We start from the raw sequence: 22,157 nt of genomic DNA, 5'->3' as shown, positions 1-22,157 counted from the left end.
GTGTGTTGCCTTTAATTCAGGAGTGTATGATATTTAAATCAGCCTTAAACAGAGAGTATCTTCATCGTTCATGGTAGACAACGAAGAGCGACAAAGAGACTGCAATTAACGAATCGGCTCATAGCTATAAACTATTCGGTTGAATGTTCAGTATGTTCGGTTTTGTTTTCAGTTATTTATTTTCGTACGGAAAGAATAATCAGTTTTCTCGTCGAAAATCAACCATAGAAAAAAACCATTTTGGAAATGACACTGTGTCTGGTAATGATATTATTTCTGCTGCCGAAAAAAGTTATCGTAAAGCACTGCTTATCAAACGTGAACTGACGGACATTAATTCAGAACGATTCCTTCCTGATTTAGCATCAACGCTTACCAATCTTGCGTTGCAACAGTATGCGCGTAATGATTATGATGCTGCAGGACAGAGCTATCTTGAGGCTTTGCAAATCTATAGGAAACTGGCACAAAAAAACTCGCATTTCTACCTGAAAGATATCACCAGGATACTCGATAAGCTTGTCTTGCTGCACCAATCCCGCAGTGATTTCGACGCGGCAAGACTGGGTTATGAGGAATTGCTGCTGCTCTACCGTGAATTAGCTCTTGCCGATCCTCTGACCTATTTGTCCGACGTTGCCGTAACGCTCAATAAATTGTCCGGCATGCGGCAGGCGTGCAATGATTTCGATGCTGCCGGACAGGGCTATCTTGAAGCGTTATCGATTTATCGAGAACTGGTTCGTATCGATCGCAAGAGGTATTTGCCCGAGGTTGCCGTAACGCTTTTTAATCAATCCAATTTGCTGGAGGCACGCAATGATTATGACGCTGCCGTACGAAGCTGTGTTGTGGCTTTACAGATAAGACGTAGTCTTGCTCACACGAATCCCCAAGCGTATTTATCAGAGGTTGCCTTAACGCTCTATAAATTATCAAGTCTGCAGCAGGCATGCAATTATTATGATGATGCCGAACGAAGCTGCCTGGATGCGTTGGAGATCAGGCGTAACCTTGCTCGCACGAATCCCCATGCGTATTTGCCTGAGGTTGCCGTAACACTCAATAAGCTGTCAAGTCTGCAACAAGCTCGCAATGATTTCGACGCTGCCGGACAGGGCTATCTTGAGTCGTTGTCGATCTATCGGGAATTGGCTCGCTCTAATCCGTCTACCTATCTGCCGGAGGTTGTCGTAACGCGTATTAAACAGGCCGATTTGCTGCAAGCTCTTAACGATTTCGATGGCGCCGTTCAGTGTTATGAGGAGGCATTGTCGATCTATCGGGAATTGGCTCGCTCTAATCCGTCTACCTATCTGCCTGAGGTTGCCAGGATGCTCAATATTCTGGCAATTCATAATAAATCCCGAGATAAGTCAGGTATCGCAAGACAGAAATATGAGGAGTCGTTATCAATCTACCGGGAACTGGCCAGAACTCATCCGTTGACCTATCTGCCTGAGGTTGCTGTGATTCTGGTATCGCTCGGCAGATATTATCTGCAGTCTGTTTCTGCTGACAGGCAAAAGTCCTTCGATTGTCTTACGGAAGCCCTGAATATTCTCAAATCGCTGGAGGACGAACTTCCATATACCAAGAAGTATCAAGAGATGGCTATGGAGGTTTTCAATAATACCCGATCCAGTTGTATGGCGACATCGACGCATCATAACGGCTCAAAGCCATAACGGCGCCGTTTATTCTTCGCCGTCTTAAAACCGATACCGCTATCATCTCCGATTTGCCCGACAATGGCCGGAAAAAGGGTGGATTTCGAGGCGTGAGCGCTTCAATGACTGAGTATCGGAGCTAAGGGGACGCAGTGCAATAGCGTAGAAGATTGTGTCTTGCCGTTAGAAATATTCAGGATGTATGGGATAACCTCTTGAAAACCTGAAGTCAATAGTGCTGCCACGAGGAGGAAGAATTGGCGCGACGGACGGCGAAGAGGTGTTCGGTACGGTTATGGAGATCTGCTTCAGAGAAACGAGCTTGCCGAACTGATCGTTAGGATGCCGCTCCGGTTCACATAGCGATCATGCCCAGTATTCCTGATCCGGGGTTACACCATTCCTGCAGGCACGTTATCGATGGTAGTTGTGATCGGGAGATACATGGGGGCAAGCGAGATGATGCATCCCTGCCCAATCGGTTGTTTCAGGGTTTGAAGGGCCTTAAAATATGCGAGCGCTTTTCTCCTGCAAGGTGTCGCAGAAACGTTGTTTTGCCGGTTTGGCGAGGCATGACGGGGAATTGTTGACTCGCTTGCAGGAAAAAGCGCTCAAGTGTTCTTGTTTTGTAGAGCATGATTCGGCTGATTTTATTATTGAGTATAAAAATAGCCGATAAAACAAACAGGTGCAACTGGTAAAAAAGATTGTACCGGAGAAACTGAAGCATGTGGGTGTTACTGATATGTCGCTCGCTACGTAGCTAAGACCCTTTTTGGGAGAAGATTCCTTTCCGGGGTTGCACCTCGGGCTACCGATATGTCATCCCTACGGGATTTGAAGAAAGACAGGAAATGCTGAAAGTAGATGACGAGATGCTCGCAATTACTTAACTTTTGTGCAGGAATCATAGGGGGAGTCTGCCATTTCGGTCGATGGATTTCCAGAGGTGACAGGGGGTAATTAAATCTTGTGCTTTTCGAGAAAGCGTTCCTCCTCGTTCGATTCCATTTCCAGATACATCCGGTAGGGCACCGCGAAGGTGAGCAGGTTTTTGGGGAAACTTGTAACGGGATGATTCCTCTGGGTGTGGCAGAAATCGGGATTACCCGTCGAGAGGAACTGCTCTATGCCTCCGTGGCAGCCGAAGGTTTTTCGAGCGCCGGTCACCTTCCGGCAGAGAGTTTCGGCTGATCGCCACAGGCATTGATTGCAGGCCGATGGCCTGCCCGAGGGAGCTGTTCCTGTCAGGATGGTCCCGCTAACCCCTCAGGAAGCCTCTTTGTCCTCCGTGTTCCTGTCGGACTGCATGGGCAGAGCAGGGAAATCGGAGATGATGTTGTCGAGCACACGAACGGCGCCGGCAAAACGGGTGTCGTAGTATTTCTGCTGGAGCTTGTCTTCGGTGATGCCTTTGGAGACGGAGGAGTGTACGAAGGTGTCGTTGCCGACGAAGATGCCTACATGGCTGATGCGGTTGCCGCCGCGGGTCTGGAAAAATACCAGGTCGCCGGGCTTGAGTTCGCTGCGTTCTACCCTCTGGCCGATGCCGGCCATTTCAATCGAGGTGCGGGGGAGTTTCGTGTTGAATACCCGGTCGTACATGAACCGGACAAAACCCGAACAGTCGAACCCGTCCGTGCTCTGGCCACCGAAGCGGTACCTGATGCCGAAAAACTGCCTGACGTCGCTGAAAAAGTTCCGCATGGAGCAGGTGGCCTTTTCAGTGCCGGACTGGAAGGCGTTCTGCTCTGGAGAGGGAGCTGCAAAACTGTCGGAAGATGGAGCGAGGAAGAGCGAGGAAGCGAGAAGGAAAAACATGCAAAATGATCGGAGCGGATGCCGGGATTTTCCGGAAACGGAGCGCGGTCGGCATAACAAGTTCCTATGCTGCATATGCGTAGCGTTTGATAAGATGAATGGGATTACTCTTTTATCCGACAGGCACTCAACTTTTCAAGTTAGTTGTTTTTCTGCGTGAAATCCAAATTTAATTCCGAAAAAGCCCGCACTTTTCGGCGATATGAGTTTTTCGGCCCCATGTGCCGAAAAACTCATAACAGACGAAATTATAAAGCTTTTGTTCATCTTCTCAGGGAATATCGTTACTTTATGGATGGGTTTTCTGTCTGAAACTCGAATAAAAACGTGCAAGGTTAACCGCCGAAAACATTTTTTTTTATGACTTCTTCCGACGATCTGTTTCAGCCGCTATCAAGCGAAGAGCTCGACGAGCTTGAGGATTTTCTTCTTCTCGACACCCACGACGACAAATCCATGACGCTCGACATGCTCGACGGGTTTTTCGCCGCGCTGGCGGTCGGGCCTTCGCTTATCGGGCCATCCGAGTGGCTGCCGATGGTTCTGGATGTTGAGGGCGAGGGACCCCCGTCGTTTTCATCTCCGGAGCAGGCTGCACGCATGACCGGCCTGATTGTTCGTTACATGAATTCGATCGTTTCAGTTTTCGATGCCGATCCCGACAGTTACGTACCGCTTTTCGACCAGTGTGTGTTTGGTGATCCCGAAGAGGAGGATCTTGCCGTAAAGGCCTGGTCGCTGGGCTTCATTCTCGGCATGGAACTGAGGTGGGACGACTGGCTGCCGGTTTTCGAGGCGGTCAATGAAGAGGGCGATGCCGAGGTGCATCTGCTTACCCCGATTTTCCTGCTTTCGGGCACGGACGAGAATATGCCCGAGCTGAAGGATGAGGAGCGGGAGGCCTGGCGTGAGCTGATTCCTGAAAGCGTTTCGAGCCTCTACCGTTACTGGCTGCCCTCACGCGCTCAACAGTAGCGCTAATTCAAGGCCTGCGGGTTCATGATTTATATGAAAAAAGGATTCATTTTTCTTTTTCTGCTCGTGCTGCCTTTCAGGGTTGCTATTGCGAGAGGACCTGATATGATGTTCGCCGATCTGGCGGACTATGACGCTTCGATCATTCTCGACATCCGCTACGCGACGCCGAACAATTTTACCGGTAAAACGGTCTATCCCGCAGCGAGATGTCTCTTGCGCCGCGACGTCGCCATGCGGGTTCTGAAGGTACAGGAAAAGCTTCGCCTTAAGGGGTATCGGCTGATCGTTTTCGACTGTTACCGTCCGTTGTCGGTGCAGAAGAAATTCTGGGCCATTCTCCCCGATGAACGGTATGTGGCCGATCCGAAAAAAGGGTCGCGTCACAACCGTGGAGCCGCCGTCGATGTGAGCCTTGCCGACAGCGCCGGACGACCGCTTGAGATGCCTACCGCTTACGATGATTTCTCGGAAAAGGCGTCGAGAAGCTGGACCGGTTCATCTCCAGCCGCCCGCCGAAACAGCGAGCTGCTTGAAAGTGCCATGAAAGAGGAGGGGTTCGAGCCTTTTCCTACCGAGTGGTGGCATTTCGATGCCTCAGGATGGGAACTTTACCCGGTTTCGGATTTTCCTCTCGAAAAAACAGGTGGTTGCGAGGACTGAACGAAATGCGGCAACTGGGCGTGGTCATCACCGGAGGAACTGCCGGGCTCGGTCTTGCGCTTGCCTCCGGTTTTCTTGAGGCTGGCGACCGGGTGGCGATATGCGGCCGGCATGCGGTCCGTCTTGAAAGCGCCCTGCAGACATTGCGGCAGCGGGCTCCGCAGGGTGAAATACATGGCATGGTGTGCGATGTTTCCTGTGCCAACGACCTTGAGGCGTTTGCCGCGTTTGTGAGTGAACATTTTGGAAGGGTGGACCGCTGGATCAACAATGCCGGAAGTGCCGGTACCCTGCAGCATCCGCTCTGGGAGCTGCACAACGATGAAATGCTGGAGGTCTGCTCGACCAATCTTGCGGGCAGCATGATGGCCTCTGCCGAAGCGCTGAAGCTCATGCTCCGCCAGCCTCCCTCGCCGAAGCCGGTCTATCACCTGTTCAATATGGGCTTTTCAGCAGCAGGTGCGCGCTTTTCACGCTCTTCGCTGCCGCACCGGGTCTCGAAAACCGCCGTAGCTTCTCTCACAGCCTTTCTTTCGGAGGAACTCCGCCGAAACACCATCGGCTCGATAGGCGTGCATGAACTGAGCCCCGGCATGGTCAGAACCGACCTTCTTTTTCGCGGCGTTTCGCCCGAAACCCGGCGCTTTCTGGAGCATGTCGCCAAAGAGCCGGAAACGGTGGCCAGAAGGCTTGTTCCGAAAATCCGTCAAGTCGTCACCCTCAGCGGGTCTGTGCGGTACGCTTCGTTTCCGGAGGTTCTCTTCAGGTCGCTCAAAGCCCTGCTTTTTTCCCGAACGGCCCATCCGTGACGGCCCGGAGAAGGGGACTTTTCAGTGCGGAATGACCTGCCTGTACTGCTCGTATCTTGCCAGAATGTTTCGAGCATAGTTGACCGGCATGAAGCCGTTGCAGAAGCCGTATTCGGCCACATCGTCGCGATAGTAAAAGGGGTCCGATTTCAGTTCCATATAGCGCTCGACGCTTCCTTCCCACACTTCGGGATCCCTGCCGTATTTTCTTGCGAGCTCCTGTGCATCCCGCACATGGCCCGGGCCGGCATTGTAGGAGGCGAGAATGAAGCGTATGCGATTTTCCGGATCCGCAATATCGTTCCACTCCTTGTGAAGCCATGCCAGATAAAGCGTTCCTGCCCTGATGTTGGTTTCAGGGTCGAAGAGATCGCTTATGCCGAACATGCGCGCAGTTCCAGGCATGAGCTGCATGAGCCCCATGGCTCCCGCCCAGGAGACCGCCTGCGGGTCGAAGTGCGACTCTTCGTAAAGCAGCGAGGCAAGCAGCCGCCAGTCCCACTCGATGGTTTTCGCATATTTTTTTACGAGAGGGTCGTAGATGGAAATTTCACCGGCTTTTCCGGAATAGAAGGCGTGCATCGCCCTTTTTTTGAAGGTGTACTGCTGCCGGTAGTATTTGTCCTGCAGCACCCGTACGTAGGTTTGCGTGCTTTCGCGCTTGAGCCACCGGTTCAGCGCCCTCTGCAGGCCTGAAGATTGCTTTGGCACGGCCCAGGCCAGAGGAAGGTTACGGCTCAATTCGGTTGCAAAGTCAAGGTCGGGGTAGAGAGAGCGGTGTGCATCGGCAATGTTCCGGTCGGCCACCGTATAGGCGATCCTGCCGTTGGCGACCTCCGTGATCAGCTCGCTGGTGCTTTTCGAACCTGGCACGGTGAGAATATCGAGGTTGATTTTCTCTGTGCTTTCCAGACTCTGAAGCTGGGTGTAGTATGCCGAGCCTGAGCGGACATGGATGGTTTTTCCCCGGAGTTCCCCGATTTTTCTGATCGGTTGCATTCCCGGCACTTTTTTCTGTACCAGCACCTGGCTGGTAAAGCTTATGGGCTCCGTGAAATCGACTTCGAGCTTTCTTATGGCTGTAATGGTAAGGTTGTGGGCTACGATGTCGCCCTTGCCGGACCTCAGGCTCGTAAGCAGCCGGTTGAGGTCACGCACCAGGACCACCTCCATTTCAACGCCGAGATCGTCGCAGAACTTTTGGGCGAGTTCGTAACTGTAGCCCATAGGGGCTCCTTTGTAGATGAAGTAGTTGACCGGGTCGTAGGTCATGATGACCCGGAGTCTCCCTGATTTTTTTACGGCGTCGAGATCCTGCGATGGTTTCAGGAAGTTGCAGAACGCCAGTGTCAGCAGAACCGCCGCCGATGCTATGCCTGCGAAAATGGTCCGGTTGAGGTGGAAAGACGCCTTTGCTTTTTTCATGCTGCTTGAAGCAAGGGTTACAAAATATCAGAGAGCCGTGCCTGGTGTTTACTTCAGCGCTTTCATGCACAGCTCGTCCCAGAGACGGCTGTATGCTTTTGCGGCGACGGATGAGGGCAGAACGGCGTTAAGCGGAGCCCGGTAGAGGCCCATTTTTTCGACTTCGGAGTTGTACGGAATGATCTCCTCGAGAAAGTCCGGCTGGCTCAGGACGGCGTCGATGATGTCGCGGTGCATCGATTTGCGTTTTTCGGCCATGGTGAAGAATGCCCTGATTTTTGAGGTGTCGAGGCCGCTGCTTTCGAAAAAATTCCTGAGCTGCCCATAGGTACGCATTGAAAGGGTGGTGGGAATGACCGGTACGAGAATGAGATCGGCTGCAGCAAAGACGCTTTCCGAAAAAAGGGTGAGATTCGGCGGGCAGTCAAGAAAAATGTACCGGTATTCTTCGCCGAGTTCCTCGATGTTTTTTCTGAGTTTTTTCTGCGGTTTTTTCTCTTCGAGCAGTTCGAGGTCGAGGTTGCGGTATGAAAAATCCGAAGGGAGCAAGTCGAGGCTTTCGTAGTCGGTTGCCTTGATGTTCCGGTATATTTTTTTGCTGCCCTGAAGAAATTTGCTGCTGTTGTACTTTTCCCTGGCGGATATTCTGAAGTAGTAGGAGCTTGCACCCTGGGGATCCAGATCGCAGACGAGGGTCTGTTGCGAGTTCCTCGATGCCAGATAGGAGAGGTTTACCGCTGCGGCGGTTTTACCCACTCCTCCTTTTATGCTGTAAAGCGCGATGGTTTTCATTTATGGTCAGTCAGCTGTTGAGGAGTTCTCTGAAAAGCGCTTCGGTTTCGTCGTTGTCGAAAAGCCGGAAAGTGCGGTGAAAGGCTTTTCGGGCCTTCTCCTGCCGCAGGTGCAGGAGGGTGACGAGTCCTCCGAGCGCTGCGGCGAGTTCAGGGTTCGAAGGTTTTGCCCTCATGCCATCCAGACGGTCGAGCAGGTAGCGTTGCTGTACGGCCAGATCGACAAACATGCCGAGATTATCCTGAAGTTCCTTCAGATGCCTGACGACCGGTCCGATTGTTTTGCCCGGAAAAAGCGATGAAAACAGTTCGAGGAGGTAGCGCAGCCGCTTGCAGTCGATCCTCAGGGTGTGGAGTTCGGTATCGGAAGCCTCCGCCGGGATGGCTCTCCCGTGCCGGATCACTTTTTTCCAGGCCTTTGCGATATGTTTTCTGGCAACGGACAGCGTCGGTTCGAGTCCGGCGGCGGGGGGGCTGCCGCCGTAAGGATTTGCGATGGTCTCCTCAAGCAGCCTTTCCCATCCTGCGATCGCGTCGGAGTACGCTTTTGAACGGAGAAATGCGCTGAAACGCCTCTGTTCGGAGGTTCGGGTCGCACGAAGGTCCCGGAAGAAGGCGTCGATATGGCCGGCGAGCGACAGAGGAAGCATTGCCCGGTATTCGGACTCCCTGAGCAGGTAGACGTCGCTGTCTCTGAAGGCGTTGCACCTGTTGCCGGTTTCGCGGAATGCCCGGCGGTAGGTTTCGGTTGTTTCGGCTTCGAAGATGCCGCCGATCCGGCTGATGACCGAACGGGTTCTTCTGACGGCTACTCGGTAGTCATGCAGAAACTCGGTATCGATATTTTTTCCAATCCACCCTTCGTTGCGCTTCATGACGCCGAGAGCGGCAAGCAGGAGCTCTGCGGCGGATTTCCGTACCGGATCGGCGGGCTGCAGACTCAGGCTGATTTTGGTGCTGTAGTCGTTTATTTTCTGGCCTGCGGCATGCATGAACAGGGTGAAGAGCTCCCTGAACTCCGTGACGCTTCGGTTGCCCTGCAGTTCCTCGAAATGGCGGGCAAGGCTTTCGGCTTCATCCTGGAACCCTTTCAGGGGTTTGATGACGAGCATTCCTGTAACGGGCACCCTTTCGCCTTTCCGGACAAGAGTGCAGCTCTCCCATAAGAGAAAACCGGTCGTTTTATCTTCACTGTCAAGTATTCTCGTACGGAATATTTCCACATCGATGGTGCAGCGCCTGAGCAGTGCACGAAGATCGGTTATCGCTTCGAGTTCCTCTCTGAGGGGCCCCGGTGGAAGGAGTGAGGGAAGAAAATGCTCCGGAACGGAAAGAAACGGTATCGACGAGCGTTCAATGCCGCTTTTCAGGTCGATCAGCGAAAGCTTCCTGCCGAGGATGGCTACGGCAAGACCGTGATTGAAAAACTGCCAGTCGAAGGTGTCGTAAAAAATTCTGCGTTCCTTTTGCCCCGGTTCCGGCCTGAAGCGAACCGGAAATGTCGGGGAGTTCAGAAAGGATTCGATGTCGAAACCATTTCCAGGCTTGAAGTATATGGTTTTCAGCGCATCCATTTGTGGGGCATCTTCAAAAGGATTTTATTGCAGGCCGATAAATTCAAATATAACAAGAACTTTGCGATATACCGCCAGGGCCTGGGCCGATGCCTCCCGAGCCCCCTCGAAAAGCATTGCCTTTAGGCAAATTTGTTGCGGCTCCGTTTTTAAATGGGGCCGGTTTTTTCTAACTTCAAATTCTTGAAAAATAGTGACATCATTATCTGCAGTCCAGTCTTTTCCTGTTGCAATCATGAAGCGTCTTTTCCTTTTTTTTCTGGCCTGCGCTTTTCTGCTCGGGGCCTGTTCGGGTTCGTCAACACCTGAAACATCCTCTCCTACTGCAAAAGATGCTCCCCTGAGGGTAGGTCTTGTTTTTGATGTCGGCGGTCTCGGTGACCGTTCTTTCAACGATTCGGCATATCACGGACTGGAGCTCGCCAGAGAAAAATACGCCATCACCTTTATCCATTCCGAACCGTCCGGCGAAGGAGCAGACAGGGAGGCGGCCCTCAGGCAGATGGCGGCCGAACCGGATATTGATCTGGTCATAGGCGTTGGGCTGCTTTTCAGCGATGATATTACCGCTATCGCCAGGGATTTTCCCGACAAGAAGTTCGTCTGTATCGACTATATCCCCAAAAAGGGCGTATCGCTTCCCGAAAACCTTTCCGGTGTTGTTTTTGAAGAGAAGAGAGGCTCGTTTCTTGCTGGAGCGGTTGCTGGTCTGGTTACGAAAACGGGTATCGTGGGATTTATTGGGGGCATGGAGTCCGGCATCATCAGAAAGTTCGAAACCGGTTTTGTAGAAGGGGTGAGGTATGTCAATCCCCGCGCGACGGTTATTCCCGCTTATATTGGCATGACCGGAAGCGCTTTCGCCAATCCGGCGAAGGGCAAGGAACTCGCTCTCGGTCAGTACGCCCGTGGCGCCGATATTATCTATGAGGCGGCCGGTGCAAGCGGTATGGGCGTGATCGAGGCTGCCCGCGCCACGAAAAAACTTGTTATCTGCACCGATCGTGACCAGGAGCCGGATGCTCCGGGATTTGTTCTGACCAGTATGGTGAAGAGCATTGACCGTGCCGTACTCAAGAGTGTCGAGGAGGTGCTTGCCGGAACTTTCAGGGGCGGTGCCTTGACGATTTTCGGGATCGGCGAGCGTTATACCGACTATGTTTACAACGACCGCAATGCGGCGCTTTTCGGTGCTGATGTTCATGAGCGTGTCGAGGATATCCGCCGTAAAATTCTTTCCGGCGTTATAGCAGTAGAGGAGCAGGCTCCGACAGAATAAGTGTTCTCTCGGTGGGCTTGTGCCGTTCTTTCAATGATTGAAGTATACAGTATTGGTGAAGAAAAAAATTCTGGTGACTGGCGGTACGGGTTTTATCGGATCGCGTCTTGTCCACAAACTGGCCTCGACGGCCGACGATATTCATGTTCTTGTCCGTAAAAGTTCGGATCTGATCTCTCTGGACGGAGTGCTCGACAGGATAACCCTTGTCTACGGTGACGTAACGAACCGGAACTCTCTGGATAGCGCGCTCATGGGAGTCGAGCAGGTCTATCATTCCGCTGGACTAACCTATATGGGTGACAAGCGAAATCCGCTGCTGCATGCCGTCAATGTAGAGGGTACGCGGAATATTCTCGATGCATCGATCGAGGCAGGGGTGCAGAGGGTCGTACATGTCAGTTCGATTACGGCAGTGGGCATGTGCAGCGGCAAAACCCCTCTCGATGAAAATTCGCCATGGAACTTCGACCGGATCAATCTCGAGTACGCCCGGACAAAACAGAAGGCGGAGCAGCTCGTGGCCGAAGCGGTGAAAAAGGGTCTGGATTGCGTCATCGTCAATCCCGCCTTCGTTTTCGGTGCCGGCGACATCAACTTCAACGCGGGAAGGCTGATAAAAGACGTCTATAACCGCAGGATACCCTTTTTCCCTGTTGGCGGTATCTGTGTGATCGATGTGGAGATCGTAGCCGAAACCATTATGGCGGCGATGGAGAAGGGGAGAACCGGAGAGCGCTATATTATCGGCGGAGACAACGTCTCCTACAGGGAGCTTGTGGCTACGATTTCAGCTGTAACCGGAGCGCCGAAAATTCATCTTCCCCTGCCGTTCTGGATGGCCAGAATACTGAAATCGTACCTGGATATGCACAAAGGCCGCAATGGTATATCGAAGCTTTTCAACCTCTCCATGTACCGGGTGGCTTCGGAAAACCTTTATTACGATTCGGCGAAGGCCATTCGTGAACTCGGCATGAGACGGGAGCCACATGCAAACAGCATCAGAAGTGCATTCGAGTGGTATCGTGACAGGAATATGCTGCATTAGGGCAACCCTTTACATCTGCCGGGCGTTCTGATTGCCTGGTGCAGTGGTGCCGGCACCCTTTTTCAGCCTCATTCGACATGTTTTCTATCCATCTTACCGGAACAAGCCATGCCGTCGAACACCATTGTTGAACGTGTTGCTGCAGATCTTGGCAAATATCCTCCTTTCGACAGGCTCGAACCGTCGGTGTTGCAGGATCTTGCATCATGCACTGCGATTCACTATCACGAAGAGGGCGAGGTGATTTTCAATAAAGGTGATGCCCTCAGGGAAGCCGCCTTCATGGTTATGAAGGGAGCTGTCCGTCTTTTCGATACCATCGATGGCGAAGAGGTGCTCGTTGACCTGTGCGACGAAGGGGATATTTTCGGCGTCCGGGCGATCTTCGGGGGAAGCTCCTATGTGCTGAGCGCTCAGGTAGCCGAAGAGAGCCTTCTGTATGAGATGCCAGCCGAAAAGATCAGGGCGCTCATAGTGGCCAATCCGGCCGTTTCCATGTTTTTTGCGGGAGAGTTCGCCAAAAGCATGCAGGTGATGGAGCGAACCCTCACCAATGCATTCGACCAGCACAAGCTGCGTTACAGCGAGCAGTCCTGCAGGAGCTTTCTGGAACATGAAACGCTCGAGGTGAAGCCGGTAACAAATGTCATAACCTGTTTGCCGGATATCAGCGTCAGGGAAGCGGCAAAAATCATGTCCGACTGCAATATCGGTTCCATACTCGTTGTATCGCCCGAAAACCATCCGCTCGGCATTATCACCGATACCGATCTTCGCAAAAAGGTGGTCGCCCAGCCAGGTTCGGTCAATGAACGACCGGTACGCGAGATCATGAGCAGTCCCGTCTATACCATTACGGGTGGCAAAACCGTTGCCGATATGGTTATGCTCATGGTGAAAACCAAGCTGCGCCATTTCTGCATTACCGAGGACGGCACCGTGAACTCCCCGCTGAAGGGCATTATTTCGGAGCATGACATCATCACTTCCGAAGGCAACAACCCTGCCGTGATCATGAAGGAGATCATGACTGCCGAAAATGTCGGCCATCTGAAAAAGGAGCGGGACAAGGCGGAGCATCTCCTCGAGGTCTATATCAGCCAGGATGTGGCCATCCATTTCATTTCGAATATCGTTACCGAAATCAACGACGCGCTCATTGTCAAGTCGATCGCCTTTTCGAAAGCCGAGCTTGAGCAGGAAGGGCTGACGATGCCCCCGGATGTTCCGTTCTGCTGGCTCTCTCTTGGCAGTGAAGGGCGCAAGGAGCAGATGCTGCGCACCGATCAGGATAATGCCCTGCTCTATGCCGATCCTCCTCCTGGAAGGGGAGAAGAGGTTCACCAATACTATCTCGCATTGGGTCGGAAGGTTACGACCATGCTGCTGGAGACCGGTTTCGCCAGGTGTCCGGCGGAGATTATGGCCAGCAACGAGCAGTGGTGCCAGCCTGTATCGGTGTGGCAGAAATATTTCAGCCGGTGGATTCTCACCCCCGAGCCGAAAGCGCTCATGCATTCGACCATATTCTTCGATTTCCGTCCGGTATTCGGTGAAGCTTCGCTTGCGGCCGAGTTGAAGCGGGGAGTTTTCGAGGAGATCGCCCGGGGTCGGGGATTTCTCGAGTTCTTTGCGAAAAACGCCCTGCAGAATCCTCCGCCCCTCGGCTTCTTCCGCAATTTCCTTGTCGAGAAAAGCCGCGATCATGCCAATGAGTTCGATATCAAGTCGAGAGCCATGATGCCGCTTTCCGATGCCGCCAGGGTGCTTGCCTATGAGCTCAGGATTCCGGATTATCTGAGTACCTCCGAACGGTTCAGAAGACTTGCCGAACTGCTTCCACCGGAAAAGGATCTCTGCCTCGAGGCCGCCGCCGCCTATGAGTTTCTCATGCGCCTGCGCGTGGTCAACGGGCTCAGCCAGCAGTCGGCGGGTCGCTATATCAATCCGGAGAGCCTGAACAAGATCGACCGGCAGATGCTGCGCAATGTGTTCGTTACCATCGGACAGGTACAGAAAACCCTTAATCTGAGGTTCCAGCTTGACTATATCCGTGATTGACCGCATTCTCATCGAGGCGGCACTCTTGCGGAGCCGAAAAAAAGCTTCCCATGAGGCCGTCTGTCGTTACCTGGAGAGGAACCGGAAAAAAATTTCCTCATGGACTCCCGTGCAGGATATCCGTTTCGTGGTATTCGATACCGAAACAACCGGTTTTGACCTGAAAAAGGACAAGATCATCTCTATCGGCGCTATCGCTCTCAGGGCGCAACGCATCGACGTCGGAGATTCATTCGAGGTTCTGGTGCGTCAGGAAAACGTCGGGGATCGCGAAGCGGTAAGTGTCCACGGATTGCTCCGAAAGGATATCGCTTCGGGTATCGATGAAAAACAGGCAGTTGCGGCATTTCTCGACTATATTGGCGACAGCGTGCTGGTTGCCCAGCATGCGGGATTCGATATGTGCATGGTGAACCGCATCCTCCGCAGACATTTCGGCATCCGGCTGTTCAACGAGGTGATCGATACGGCCAGTCTTGCAAAAAGGCTCGAAAAAGGCCCGTATTACAATCTTGCGCACAAGGCGGGCGAGTACCGGCTCGATACCTTGTGCGAACGCTACAGTATCCGTCTGCACGATCGTCACACTTCGGCAGGTGATGCCTATCTTACGGCACAGCTCTATCAGCGTCTTCTGGCGAAGGGTCGAAAATCAGGCATCGAAACCGCCGGATCGCTGTTGATGAAGTAACTGATTTGCTTATCGGCGCTCTGCCGGAGGGGAGGAGACTCAGGGTTTTCGGGCGAAAAGCATCATTCTGGGTGAGTGTTCGCCCTCGAAGTCGCTGCCCCCGTAGTCACCGGCAATCGATTCGAGACTGAACCCGGCTTCAAGGAGCATAGCCGAAATGGTTTCCCTGGTAAAGAGACGAACGGATTCGGTGAACAGAAGCGGTTCGCCTTCATCAGGAGTGATGGATATTTTTTTGGTGATCCGGTTCTCCTCCAAAGTGCGTTCTTCGACTACCCTCAGATTATCGATTGTGCGCCGGGTAACCGGTACGAGGTTTCGTTCCAGATGCCGGGGATTGATGAGATCGAGCACATACCAGCCTCCGCCGTTGAGCGCCCGGTAAACGTTTGCGAGCACCCTGCGGTCGTCCTCTTCCGATTCGAAATATCCGAAACTGGTAAAGAGCTGTACAACCAGATCGAAGCGCTCCTTTTCAGGGAAGTTGCGCATGTCGCAGCAGCTCAGTACCAGCTGGATGCTGCAGGCGAGGGCTTCCCGGCGGGCGGTATCGAGCAGAAAGGGAGAGAGGTCATTGCCGGTTACGCAGTAGCCGAGACGGGCGAGTTCAAGCGCATGGCGGCCTGCTCCGCAGGCAATATCGAGCACTGCTACCGATGAGGGATGGCGCTTTCCGGATTGTGTACGATCGATGATGGTGCGGATGCAGCGGGCTGCTTCCCCTGTATCGCGATGACTGTAGACCCTTAGATAGAGCGGATGATTGAACCATTCCGCAAACCAGGGCGGGCGGGCATCCTGACCGGAAAAGTTGCCGCTTTCTGACATGAATGAGGGTGTTCGTATGATGAAAAGAGGAGGCGGGGCGCCGAAGATGCGCCCCGCTCAGGAGGAAAACAGCTTATTTAACCGCTTCGCTGATGGCCTTTGCAAGAATAGCCTGTTCATTTTCGCCGTTGGGAATACGGACGTTTTTTTCAACGAATTTCCATGCCTTGCTCTTTTTCGACGGGACGGAAAGCACGAGTTTGGCTACCTTGAAGTCGCTGCCGCCGGTTTTCTTTCCTTTATCGCCGAACGTTTGTTTCTTTGCCATGACTGATACGCTGGTTCTTGTGGTTATTGTCGGAACGTAATATACTTTCGCTTAAAAGAACTTGAAGGTAATAAAAAAATCACCTCTTTACAAGTTACAAAAGGCCCCTTTCCCTTTTGCGTTATCACGGGTTTTCGATGTACCTCCCCCTGTGGCAGATACCGATGGCTTTCCCTTTTAGGATGCGGCCGATAAACGGAGTGTTCAGGGACCTTGAGTGCAGATTTTCCCTGGCGACCGTCCACTCCAGATCGGGATCGATAACGGTAAAGTTTGCGGTTTCTCCCTCGCTGAAGCGTATGGGATAGAGATGCATGATTTTTCTCGGGTTGACGGAGAGCATTTCCACGGCTCTCGAAAGCGGGATCACCCCTTTTGAGGTGAGCTCGGTCAGGGTGAGGCCTACGGAGGTCTCCAGTCCTGTTATGCCGAATGCCGCCTGATCGGGAGGGCACTCTTTTTCGTGAGCGGCATGGGGTGCATGATCGGTAGCGATAACGTCGATGGTGCCATCGGCGATGGCATCAAGCAGGGCTTGCCGGTTTTCGGAGGAACAGAGCGGCGGCTTCATGATGAAGTTTCCCTTGGCTTCCGCCCGGAAAAGGTCTTCATCGGTCAGGGTGAAATGGTGTGGCGTGACTTCGCAGGTGATCTGCAGCCCTTCGGCCTTTGCCTGCCGGACAAGGTCGAGTGCGGCTTTTGTGCTGATGTGCGCGACATGGTAGCGGGGAGGGTTGAGTGGATCGTGCAGTTTGTGTTTCTGAAGATAGCGCATGAGCTGCAGGTCACGGGCAAGCGTTATGGCTTCAGCGGCGTCGGGAATGCCTTTCAGGCCAAGAATGGCGGAAAAGCGGCCTTCGTTCATGATGCCACCCTGGGTCAGCGTTTTGTCTTCGCAGTGCTGGATGATGAGCAGATCGAAATTCGAGGCATATTCGAATGCGAGACGCATGATCTGTGTATTCTGGATGGCGGTGCCGTCGTCCGAAATGGCCTTCACTCCGTATGAGCGGAATTTGCCGAAAGGTGCGAGGGTCTCGCCCCGGCTCTCGACGGTCATGGCGCCGACAACTTCGAGGTCTATCGGCAGTTCGGCGGAATGGTGGCGGATATAGGCCACTCCGAGAGGGCTGTCGATGACCGGACGGGTGTTGGGCATGAGCGCTACCCCGGTAAATCCGCCGGCGGCAGCGGCCGCAGAGCCAGTCGCAAGCGTTTCCTTGTACTCCTGTCCCGGATCGCGGAAGTGGCAGTGCATGTCGAAGAGGCCGGGCACGATCAGTTTTCCCCCGAGGTCGACTACCCGGTCGTCGCCGTTGCTGACGATGCTTTCGTTGCCGGTTGCAAGGGCTTCGATAACGCCTGAAACGGAAACCTTCAGCGATGCGCTTGTATCGAGATTATCTGCAGGACTCAGGAGACGGGCTCCCTGAAAAATAATGCTCATGAGTGTAAGGAGTGATTGGTGAAAGATTGGAGGCGCTGTTTCGGATAATTCATTTTTCGGGACAGTCCTGGAGCACCGACACCCGGAGTGTTGCAAGTTCATAGGAGTCATTTTCCAGACTGCTGCGCTTGCAAAGCTTCGCTTCAAGCACATCTCCCGCCACAACCCGTCCCACTCCGGCCGGAGTGCCCGTAAAAATCATGTCCCCTTTGCGCAGCCCGTAAACGGATGAAAGATAGTGCACGAGAAAGGGAGGTGAAAAAATGGTTTCGTCAAGAGAACCGTGCTGAACCCTTTTACCGTTGCAGTCGAGGAATAGTTCCAGGTCTCGCCAGCTGCCGGCTTCGCTGCGCTGAACGAAATCGGATATGAGGGCACTTTTTCTGAATCCCTTGCTTTTCAGCCACGGAATGCCCTGTTTTTTAGCTTCAAGCTGAACGTCCCGGAGTGTCATGTCGAGGCCTATGCCGTAACCCTTGACGGCTTTCATGGCCTCTTCTTCCGAGCAGTCTTCGCACTCCCTGCCGATAAGCAGCACGACTTCCGCTTCGTAGTGCAGGTTTTCAGAAAGCGGATGGCCTTCGAACCTGGGAATCATGGTTATCCCGCCGGTTTCAAGGGCGGAAGGAGGTTTGAGAAAAACAACCGGTTCCTGCTCCTCAAGGGATTTTTCCTTTCCCGGCTCTTCCCAGAGCTGCATTTCACGTGCATGATCGCGATAGTTTTTGGCGATGCAGTAGATTGTTCCAGGAGCAATGGATGAAGCATCGATTAAGGACGTCATATAGAGGACGGGCTTATTGATTCAAAAGGGTTCGTTTCGGTAATGTAAAATCATTCGTGCTGAACTACAACTTGCCAGCTTGCTTAAAGACGGGTACTGCAAAGACGGGCAAGTTTTTTATCTTGCAGGTTAAGGAGAGAATTACGGTCATCAACTGCGGATTTGCGTGCATGAGCAGCCCTTCGGAATCGAAACAGGTGGTCAGAAAAGAGGTGCTTGCCATCAGAAAACGGCTGCAGCATGAAGAATGGCTTGAAAAAAGTGAGGAAATTGCGGCAAGGGTCTTCGGAATACCGGAGGTTTCCGCTGCGGAGCATCTTCTTGTCTATCTTTCCATTGCCGAAACCCGAGAAGTCTCTACCGGAAAGATCATCAAGGAACTCTGTGGCTCCGGACGGAAGCTTTCCGTGCCGGTGATACGTCAGGAGAGGCTTGTTCCTTGCGGCTATATGCCCGGAGAAAAGCTCGATAGGGGTATGTTCGGTCAGCCGGAGCCCGCACTGTTCCGTTCCGTCGATCCTTCCGGGATCGATGCGGTGATCATACCCCTCGTTGCCGCTGATGAAGATGGGTACCGAATGGGCTACGGCAGGGGCTATTTCGACCGTTTTCTTTCGGAACTTGCGGCTGCAGGGCATTTTCCCTGTCGTGTCGGGCTGGCGTTCCGCCTCCAGATCGTGCCGTTGCTTCCTCTTGATCCGTGGGATGAACGGCTTGATTACATCGTCCATGAGTGCGGAGTCATGCGATTCACCTAATTTTTTTTGTCCTGTATGGAACCACAGCATATCGATACCGAGTCGGCCGAGATTGTTCCGGATCTCCGTGATCCGGCATATTACATCAACAGGGAGCTGAGCTGGCTCGAGTTCAACCAGAGGGTGCTGGAAGAGGCGTTGACCCCAGGTGCACACCCACTGCTCGATCGAGCCAAGTTCATCTCGATATTCAGCTCCAATCTCGATGAGTATTTCATGATCCGCGTCGCCGGTATCGAAGACCAGCTCGACGCAGGTATTCATGAGCGTACCATCGACGGCCTGACGCCGGGAGAACAGCTTGAAAGAATCCGCTCACGGATTCTTCTGCAGCTCCGCCAGAGAAACGACTGTTTCTACAACGATATTCTGCCGGCGCTGGCCGAAAAGGGGGTGGAGTTTGTCCGTTTTACCGAAATGAGCCCCGAACACCAGGAGCTGCTCCGCCTTTATTTCCGTCAGGAGATATTTCCCGTGCTTACTCCTCTCGCATTCGATACCGGCCATCCCTTTCCCTTTCTGTCGAATCTTTCGCTCAATCTTGCCATAGAACTTGAGGACAGGGAAACCCGTACGCATAAGTTCGCCAGGGTCAAGGTTCCGAGCATTCTGCCGCGCCTGCTCAATCTGGGAAGTATCGAAAATATTGTGTTTGATGACGGGGTTGCCCGCTTCATCTGGCTCGAGGATCTTATTGCCAACAATCTCGGACAGCTTTTTCCTGAAATGCAGATCATCAAGTCGCATCTCTTCCGGGTCATACGCAATGCCGATATCGAAATCGAAGAGGATGAGGCCGGAGATCTGCTCGAAACCATAGAGCAGGGCATCCGCTCGCGCAGGTACGGAAAGGTTGTGCGTCTTGACATCGGTCCGGAAATGCCTGATTCGGTCAGAAAGCTGCTGATGAACAATCTTGACGTAACGGAACGTAATGTCTACGAGATCGGAGGGGTTCTCGGCCTCGGTTGCCTGATCGACCTGCTCAGGATCGACCGTCCGGACCTGAAGGATGAGCCGTTCGTGCCGGTCAACCGGATCGAAGAACAGTATCAGGGGGATATTTTCAGCGCTGCAAGGGCGCAGGATATTCTTCTGTATCATCCCTACGACTCTTTTCAGCCGGTTGTGGATTTCATCCGGCAGGCGGCCAATGATCCCGATGTGCTTTCTATCAAGCAGACGCTCTACCGTGTAGGCAGCAATTCGCCAATCGTCAAGGCTCTGATGGCTGCCGTCGAACACGGCAAACAGGTGGCTGTGCTGGTGGAACTGAAGGCCCGGTTCGATGAGGAGAACAATATCGTCTGGGCGAGGGCGCTCGAAGAGGTCGGCGCTCATGTGATCTATGGCCTGCCCGGCCTGAAAACCCACGCCAAGCTTACCCTGGTTGTCCGGCGGGAACACCACAGGCTGAAACGTTACCTCCACCTGGGTACCGGCAACTACAACCCGGCTACCGGTAAAATCTATACCGACTACAGTCTCTTTACCGTCAACGAGCGACTTGCAAGCGAGGTGGCCGAGTTGTTCAACGCGCTGACAGGATATTCGAAATATACCGGATACAAAAAGCTGCTGGTATCACCGATCAATACCAGAAAGCGGATTATCGGCATGATTGAAAGAGAGGCTGAACAGCACAGGAGCAGGGGAGGAGGGCGCATTATCATGAAGATGAACGCGCTTGTCGACGACAAGACCATCAGGGCGCTTTACCGGGCTTCGAGGGACGGCGTAAGGATCGATCTCATTGTGCGCGGCATCTGCTGCCTGAAATCCGGTATTCCGGGCATCAGCGAGAACATCAGGGTTGTCAGTATTATCGGACGATTTCTCGAACACAGCAGGGCTTACTATTTTTCGAATGGCGGATCGGGCGAACTCTATCTCGGCAGTGCCGACATCATGCCGAGAAATCTCGATCACCGGGTCGAAACACTCTTTCCCGTGCCCGACAGGAAGATCGTCCAGCTGGTTAAATCCGACCTTGAGCTGATGCTGCTCGATAACGTCAAGTCATGGGAGATGCTTCCGGAGGGAACCTATCGGAAAGTGGCTTCCGGAACAGCAGCAACGGAGATCAACAGCCAGAATATTTTTTTGAATCAGACGGCCCGGAAAAAATTTTCCAATAAATTTAAAGCAGAAGAGTTATGAAGATAGCAGTAGGAAGCGATCACGCCGGTTTTGAGCTGAAAAACTACGTCGTCGAATGGCTTAAGGAGAAGGGTCATGATGCCGTCGATATGGGCCCGTTCAGTGAAGAGTCGGTTGATTATCCCGATTACGCAAGAAAAGTCGCCCTGAGTGTAGCGGACGGAACCTTCCGGCAGGGTGTTCTTTTATGTGGAACCGGTATCGGCGTTTCGATTTCCGCCAACAAGGTGAAAGGCATAAGAGCTGCCCTGGCCTGCAATCCGGAGTTCGCCACGCTTGCACGTCAGCATAATAATGCAAATATTATCTGTTTCTCCGCAAGGTTTACCGACAGGGAAACCATAGCCAGAAGCCTTGAAAACTGGTTTGCTGCCGATTTTGAAGGAGGACGGCATGAAAGACGGGTCAATAAAATCGAACCATGCTGCTGAACGAGTGTATAGAGGACTGTCTTGACAGAACATACCCCTCTTTTGCCGACGATACCCCGGCAGGGGATGTTCTCGCTTACATGCAGGAGAAAGGCCTTCAGTGTGTCCCTGTCCTGCATGAGGGCAGTGTTGTGGCCGTCGTCGGGCTCGGCGATCTGGAGCGGTCGAAGAAAAAGGATGGTCTGCGCCTCGGCGAACTGCAGGCAGCAGCTTTCAAAAGTGCCGCTCACAACGAGCATCTGTTCACTCTTTTCGAGCGGTTCCGCTCCTCTCCCAATCCGATCGTTCCTGTATCGGATAATGAGGGACTGTATCTCGGTGTTGTTGAAAAGAGCAAGGTTCTTGAAAAAATCTCCGCGGTATTCCATCTCGGCCAGGATGCCACTACCATTGAGCTCGATCTGCCATCGCACGGCCTGAAGCTCTCGGAAATTGTCGCCACGCTTGAGAAAAACGACGCGACGCTTCTGAGTTTCGGCTCCTACTATGCCGATCCCGAAAAAGGGAGCGTGGTACTCACCTTCAGGGTTCAGGCCCACGACCAGTACCGCCTGGTCAAAAATATGGAGAAATACGGCTATACAGTGCGCTACGCCTCGCCACTTTCGACATCGGAATATGACGAACTGAGGGAAAAAGCGCTTGAATTCATCAGATATATGGATATGTAG

General features: G+C 53.0%; 23 protein-coding genes. 12 read left to right on the top strand and 11 right to left on the bottom strand.

Annotated features, from left to right (window positions below; translation table 11 throughout):
* Positions 1–143: 143 nt before the first annotated feature.
* Positions 144–1,688, top strand: coding sequence for a tetratricopeptide repeat protein (locus tag K9G39_RS02560; RefSeq protein WP_292003361.1), 1,545 nt, complete (start codon positions 144–146; stop codon positions 1,686–1,688).
* A 469-nt stretch (positions 1,689–2,157) separates the two neighbouring features.
* Here the strand turns inward: K9G39_RS02560 and K9G39_RS02555 are convergent, their stop codons facing one another.
* The 3 genes from K9G39_RS02555 to K9G39_RS02545 all read right to left on the bottom strand — a co-directional run bounded on the left by K9G39_RS02555 (position 2,158) and on the right by K9G39_RS02545 (position 3,491).
* The gene (locus K9G39_RS02555) at positions 2,158–2,400 is read right to left on the bottom strand and encodes a hypothetical protein (RefSeq protein ID WP_292003360.1); all 243 of its coding nucleotides are present in this window, start codon (positions 2,398–2,400) and stop codon (positions 2,158–2,160) included.
* A gap of 233 nt (positions 2,401–2,633) precedes the next feature.
* Positions 2,634–2,840 (bottom strand): hypothetical protein, encoded by a 207-nt coding sequence (locus tag K9G39_RS02550; protein WP_292003359.1) that lies wholly within the window; start codon positions 2,838–2,840, stop codon positions 2,634–2,636.
* A gap of 99 nt (positions 2,841–2,939) precedes the next feature.
* Positions 2,940–3,491 (bottom strand): NlpC/P60 family protein, encoded by a 552-nt coding sequence (locus K9G39_RS02545; protein WP_292003358.1) that lies wholly within the window; start codon positions 3,489–3,491, stop codon positions 2,940–2,942.
* Between the two features lie 360 nt (positions 3,492–3,851).
* Here K9G39_RS02545 and K9G39_RS02540 point away from each other — a divergent pair, with 360 nt between their 5' ends.
* From K9G39_RS02540 to K9G39_RS02530, 3 genes are read left to right on the top strand one after another with little or no spacing between them, the layout of a single operon-like run.
* Positions 3,852–4,466 (top strand): UPF0149 family protein, encoded by a 615-nt coding sequence (locus tag K9G39_RS02540; RefSeq protein WP_292003357.1) that lies wholly within the window; start codon positions 3,852–3,854, stop codon positions 4,464–4,466.
* 33 nt (positions 4,467–4,499) lie between these two features.
* Positions 4,500–5,129, top strand: coding sequence for a M15 family metallopeptidase (locus K9G39_RS02535; protein ID WP_292003356.1), 630 nt, complete (start codon positions 4,500–4,502; stop codon positions 5,127–5,129).
* 5 nt (positions 5,130–5,134) lie between these two features.
* On the top strand, positions 5,135–5,938 hold the full coding sequence (locus K9G39_RS02530; RefSeq protein ID WP_292003355.1) for an SDR family oxidoreductase: 804 nt from the start codon (positions 5,135–5,137) through the stop codon (positions 5,936–5,938).
* A gap of 21 nt (positions 5,939–5,959) precedes the next feature.
* Here the strand turns inward: K9G39_RS02530 and K9G39_RS02525 are convergent, their stop codons facing one another.
* Genes K9G39_RS02525 through K9G39_RS02510 form a run of 4 tightly spaced genes read right to left on the bottom strand, consistent with a single transcriptional unit; the run spans position 5,960 to position 9,965 of the window.
* Positions 5,960–7,363 (bottom strand): transporter substrate-binding domain-containing protein, encoded by a 1,404-nt coding sequence (locus K9G39_RS02525; RefSeq protein WP_292003354.1) that lies wholly within the window; start codon positions 7,361–7,363, stop codon positions 5,960–5,962.
* A gap of 48 nt (positions 7,364–7,411) precedes the next feature.
* Entirely contained in the window at positions 7,412–8,155 is a 744-nt protein-coding gene (locus K9G39_RS02520; RefSeq protein WP_292003353.1) for an AAA family ATPase, read from the bottom strand.
* 10 nt (positions 8,156–8,165) lie between these two features.
* A complete protein-coding gene (locus K9G39_RS02515) occupies positions 8,166–9,728 on the bottom strand; it encodes a CHAD domain-containing protein (protein ID WP_292003352.1) in 1,563 nt (520 codons plus the stop codon).
* Positions 9,729–9,752: 24 nt separating this feature from the next.
* Positions 9,753–9,965, bottom strand: coding sequence for a hypothetical protein (locus tag K9G39_RS02510; RefSeq protein WP_292003351.1), 213 nt, complete (start codon positions 9,963–9,965; stop codon positions 9,753–9,755).
* Between K9G39_RS02510 and K9G39_RS02505 the strand changes: the two genes are divergently transcribed.
* The 4 genes from K9G39_RS02505 to K9G39_RS02490 all read left to right on the top strand — a co-directional run bounded on the left by K9G39_RS02505 (position 9,964) and on the right by K9G39_RS02490 (position 14,810).
* The gene (locus tag K9G39_RS02505) at positions 9,964–11,007 is read left to right on the top strand and encodes a BMP family ABC transporter substrate-binding protein (protein ID WP_292003350.1); all 1,044 of its coding nucleotides are present in this window, start codon (positions 9,964–9,966) and stop codon (positions 11,005–11,007) included. The genes K9G39_RS02510 and K9G39_RS02505 overlap by 2 nt on opposite strands.
* Positions 11,008–11,062: 55 nt before the next feature.
* Positions 11,063–12,058 carry an SDR family oxidoreductase gene (locus K9G39_RS02500; RefSeq protein ID WP_292003349.1) on the top strand — a complete coding sequence of 332 codons (996 nt, stop codon included), beginning with the start codon at positions 11,063–11,065 and terminating at the stop codon, positions 12,056–12,058.
* Positions 12,059–12,166: 108 nt separating this feature from the next.
* Positions 12,167–14,119 carry a DUF294 nucleotidyltransferase-like domain-containing protein gene (locus tag K9G39_RS02495; protein ID WP_292003348.1) on the top strand — a complete coding sequence of 651 codons (1,953 nt, stop codon included), beginning with the start codon at positions 12,167–12,169 and terminating at the stop codon, positions 14,117–14,119.
* A gap of 70 nt (positions 14,120–14,189) precedes the next feature.
* Positions 14,190–14,810 carry a 3'-5' exonuclease gene (locus K9G39_RS02490; protein ID WP_292003371.1) on the top strand — a complete coding sequence of 207 codons (621 nt, stop codon included), beginning with the start codon at positions 14,190–14,192 and terminating at the stop codon, positions 14,808–14,810.
* A gap of 39 nt (positions 14,811–14,849) precedes the next feature.
* Here K9G39_RS02490 and K9G39_RS02485 read toward each other — a convergent pair whose 3' ends face one another.
* The 4 genes from K9G39_RS02485 to K9G39_RS02470 all read right to left on the bottom strand — a co-directional run bounded on the left by K9G39_RS02485 (position 14,850) and on the right by K9G39_RS02470 (position 18,137).
* Positions 14,850–15,638, bottom strand: a complete 789-nt coding sequence (locus K9G39_RS02485; RefSeq protein ID WP_292003347.1) for a class I SAM-dependent methyltransferase — start codon at positions 15,636–15,638, stop codon at positions 14,850–14,852.
* 73 nt (positions 15,639–15,711) lie between these two features.
* Complete coding sequence (locus K9G39_RS02480; protein WP_292003346.1) at positions 15,712–15,906, bottom strand: hypothetical protein; 195 nt, start codon at positions 15,904–15,906, stop codon at positions 15,712–15,714.
* Between the two features lie 124 nt (positions 15,907–16,030).
* Positions 16,031–17,353 carry a dihydroorotase gene (locus K9G39_RS02475; RefSeq protein ID WP_292003345.1) on the bottom strand — a complete coding sequence of 441 codons (1,323 nt, stop codon included), beginning with the start codon at positions 17,351–17,353 and terminating at the stop codon, positions 16,031–16,033.
* 49 nt (positions 17,354–17,402) lie between these two features.
* Positions 17,403–18,137 (bottom strand): fumarylacetoacetate hydrolase family protein, encoded by a 735-nt coding sequence (locus K9G39_RS02470; RefSeq protein WP_292003344.1) that lies wholly within the window; start codon positions 18,135–18,137, stop codon positions 17,403–17,405.
* A 170-nt stretch (positions 18,138–18,307) separates the two neighbouring features.
* On the opposite strand from K9G39_RS02470, the gene K9G39_RS02465 reads away from it, so the two are divergent.
* Genes K9G39_RS02465 through K9G39_RS02450 form a run of 4 tightly spaced genes read left to right on the top strand, consistent with a single transcriptional unit; the run spans position 18,308 to position 22,157 of the window.
* On the top strand, positions 18,308–18,895 hold the full coding sequence (locus K9G39_RS02465) for a 5-formyltetrahydrofolate cyclo-ligase (protein ID WP_292003343.1): 588 nt from the start codon (positions 18,308–18,310) through the stop codon (positions 18,893–18,895).
* A gap of 15 nt (positions 18,896–18,910) precedes the next feature.
* Complete coding sequence (ppk1, locus tag K9G39_RS02460; protein ID WP_292003342.1) at positions 18,911–21,055, top strand: polyphosphate kinase 1; 2,145 nt, start codon at positions 18,911–18,913, stop codon at positions 21,053–21,055.
* Positions 21,052–21,486, top strand: a complete 435-nt coding sequence (gene rpiB, locus K9G39_RS02455; protein WP_292003341.1) for a ribose 5-phosphate isomerase B — start codon at positions 21,052–21,054, stop codon at positions 21,484–21,486. Before ppk1 ends, rpiB begins: the two co-directional genes overlap by 4 nt.
* Positions 21,477–22,157, top strand: a complete 681-nt coding sequence (locus tag K9G39_RS02450) for a CBS domain-containing protein (RefSeq protein ID WP_292003340.1) — start codon at positions 21,477–21,479, stop codon at positions 22,155–22,157. Before rpiB ends, K9G39_RS02450 begins: the two co-directional genes overlap by 10 nt.

It is taken from the genome of Chlorobium sp., assembly GCF_021740465.1.
GTDB lineage: Bacteria > Bacteroidota > Chlorobiia > Chlorobiales > Chlorobiaceae > Chlorobium.
The sequence above is the reverse complement of the archived record's forward strand: the minus strand, read 5'-3'. Positions and strand labels throughout refer to the sequence as shown.

Coding starts and splice junctions, on each gene's coding strand:
- K9G39_RS02560 (WP_292003361.1), top strand. CDS start 144: ATGTTCAGTATGTTCGGTTTTGTTTTCAGTTATTTATTTTCGTACGGA.
- K9G39_RS02555 (WP_292003360.1), bottom strand. CDS start 2,400: ATGCTTCAGTTTCTCCGGTACAATCTTTTTTACCAGTTGCACCTGTTT.
- K9G39_RS02545 (WP_292003358.1), bottom strand. CDS start 3,491: ATGTTTTTCCTTCTCGCTTCCTCGCTCTTCCTCGCTCCATCTTCCGAC.
- K9G39_RS02540 (WP_292003357.1), top strand. CDS start 3,852: ATGACTTCTTCCGACGATCTGTTTCAGCCGCTATCAAGCGAAGAGCTC.
- K9G39_RS02535 (WP_292003356.1), top strand. CDS start 4,500: ATGAAAAAAGGATTCATTTTTCTTTTTCTGCTCGTGCTGCCTTTCAGG.
- K9G39_RS02530 (WP_292003355.1), top strand. CDS start 5,135: ATGCGGCAACTGGGCGTGGTCATCACCGGAGGAACTGCCGGGCTCGGT.
- K9G39_RS02525 (WP_292003354.1), bottom strand. CDS start 7,363: ATGAAAAAAGCAAAGGCGTCTTTCCACCTCAACCGGACCATTTTCGCA.
- K9G39_RS02520 (WP_292003353.1), bottom strand. CDS start 8,155: ATGAAAACCATCGCGCTTTACAGCATAAAAGGAGGAGTGGGTAAAACC.
- K9G39_RS02515 (WP_292003352.1), bottom strand. CDS start 9,728: ATGGATGCGCTGAAAACCATATACTTCAAGCCTGGAAATGGTTTCGAC.
- K9G39_RS02505 (WP_292003350.1), top strand. CDS start 9,964: ATGAAGCGTCTTTTCCTTTTTTTTCTGGCCTGCGCTTTTCTGCTCGGG.
- K9G39_RS02510 (WP_292003351.1), bottom strand. CDS start 9,965: ATGATTGCAACAGGAAAAGACTGGACTGCAGATAATGATGTCACTATT.
- K9G39_RS02495 (WP_292003348.1), top strand. CDS start 12,167: ATGCCGTCGAACACCATTGTTGAACGTGTTGCTGCAGATCTTGGCAAA.
- K9G39_RS02485 (WP_292003347.1), bottom strand. CDS start 15,638: ATGTCAGAAAGCGGCAACTTTTCCGGTCAGGATGCCCGCCCGCCCTGG.
- K9G39_RS02480 (WP_292003346.1), bottom strand. CDS start 15,906: ATGGCAAAGAAACAAACGTTCGGCGATAAAGGAAAGAAAACCGGCGGC.
- K9G39_RS02475 (WP_292003345.1), bottom strand. CDS start 17,353: ATGAGCATTATTTTTCAGGGAGCCCGTCTCCTGAGTCCTGCAGATAAT.
- K9G39_RS02470 (WP_292003344.1), bottom strand. CDS start 18,137: ATGACGTCCTTAATCGATGCTTCATCCATTGCTCCTGGAACAATCTAC.
- K9G39_RS02465 (WP_292003343.1), top strand. CDS start 18,308: ATGAGCAGCCCTTCGGAATCGAAACAGGTGGTCAGAAAAGAGGTGCTT.
- ppk1 (WP_292003342.1), top strand. CDS start 18,911: ATGGAACCACAGCATATCGATACCGAGTCGGCCGAGATTGTTCCGGAT.
- rpiB (WP_292003341.1), top strand. CDS start 21,052: ATGAAGATAGCAGTAGGAAGCGATCACGCCGGTTTTGAGCTGAAAAAC.
- K9G39_RS02450 (WP_292003340.1), top strand. CDS start 21,477: ATGCTGCTGAACGAGTGTATAGAGGACTGTCTTGACAGAACATACCCC.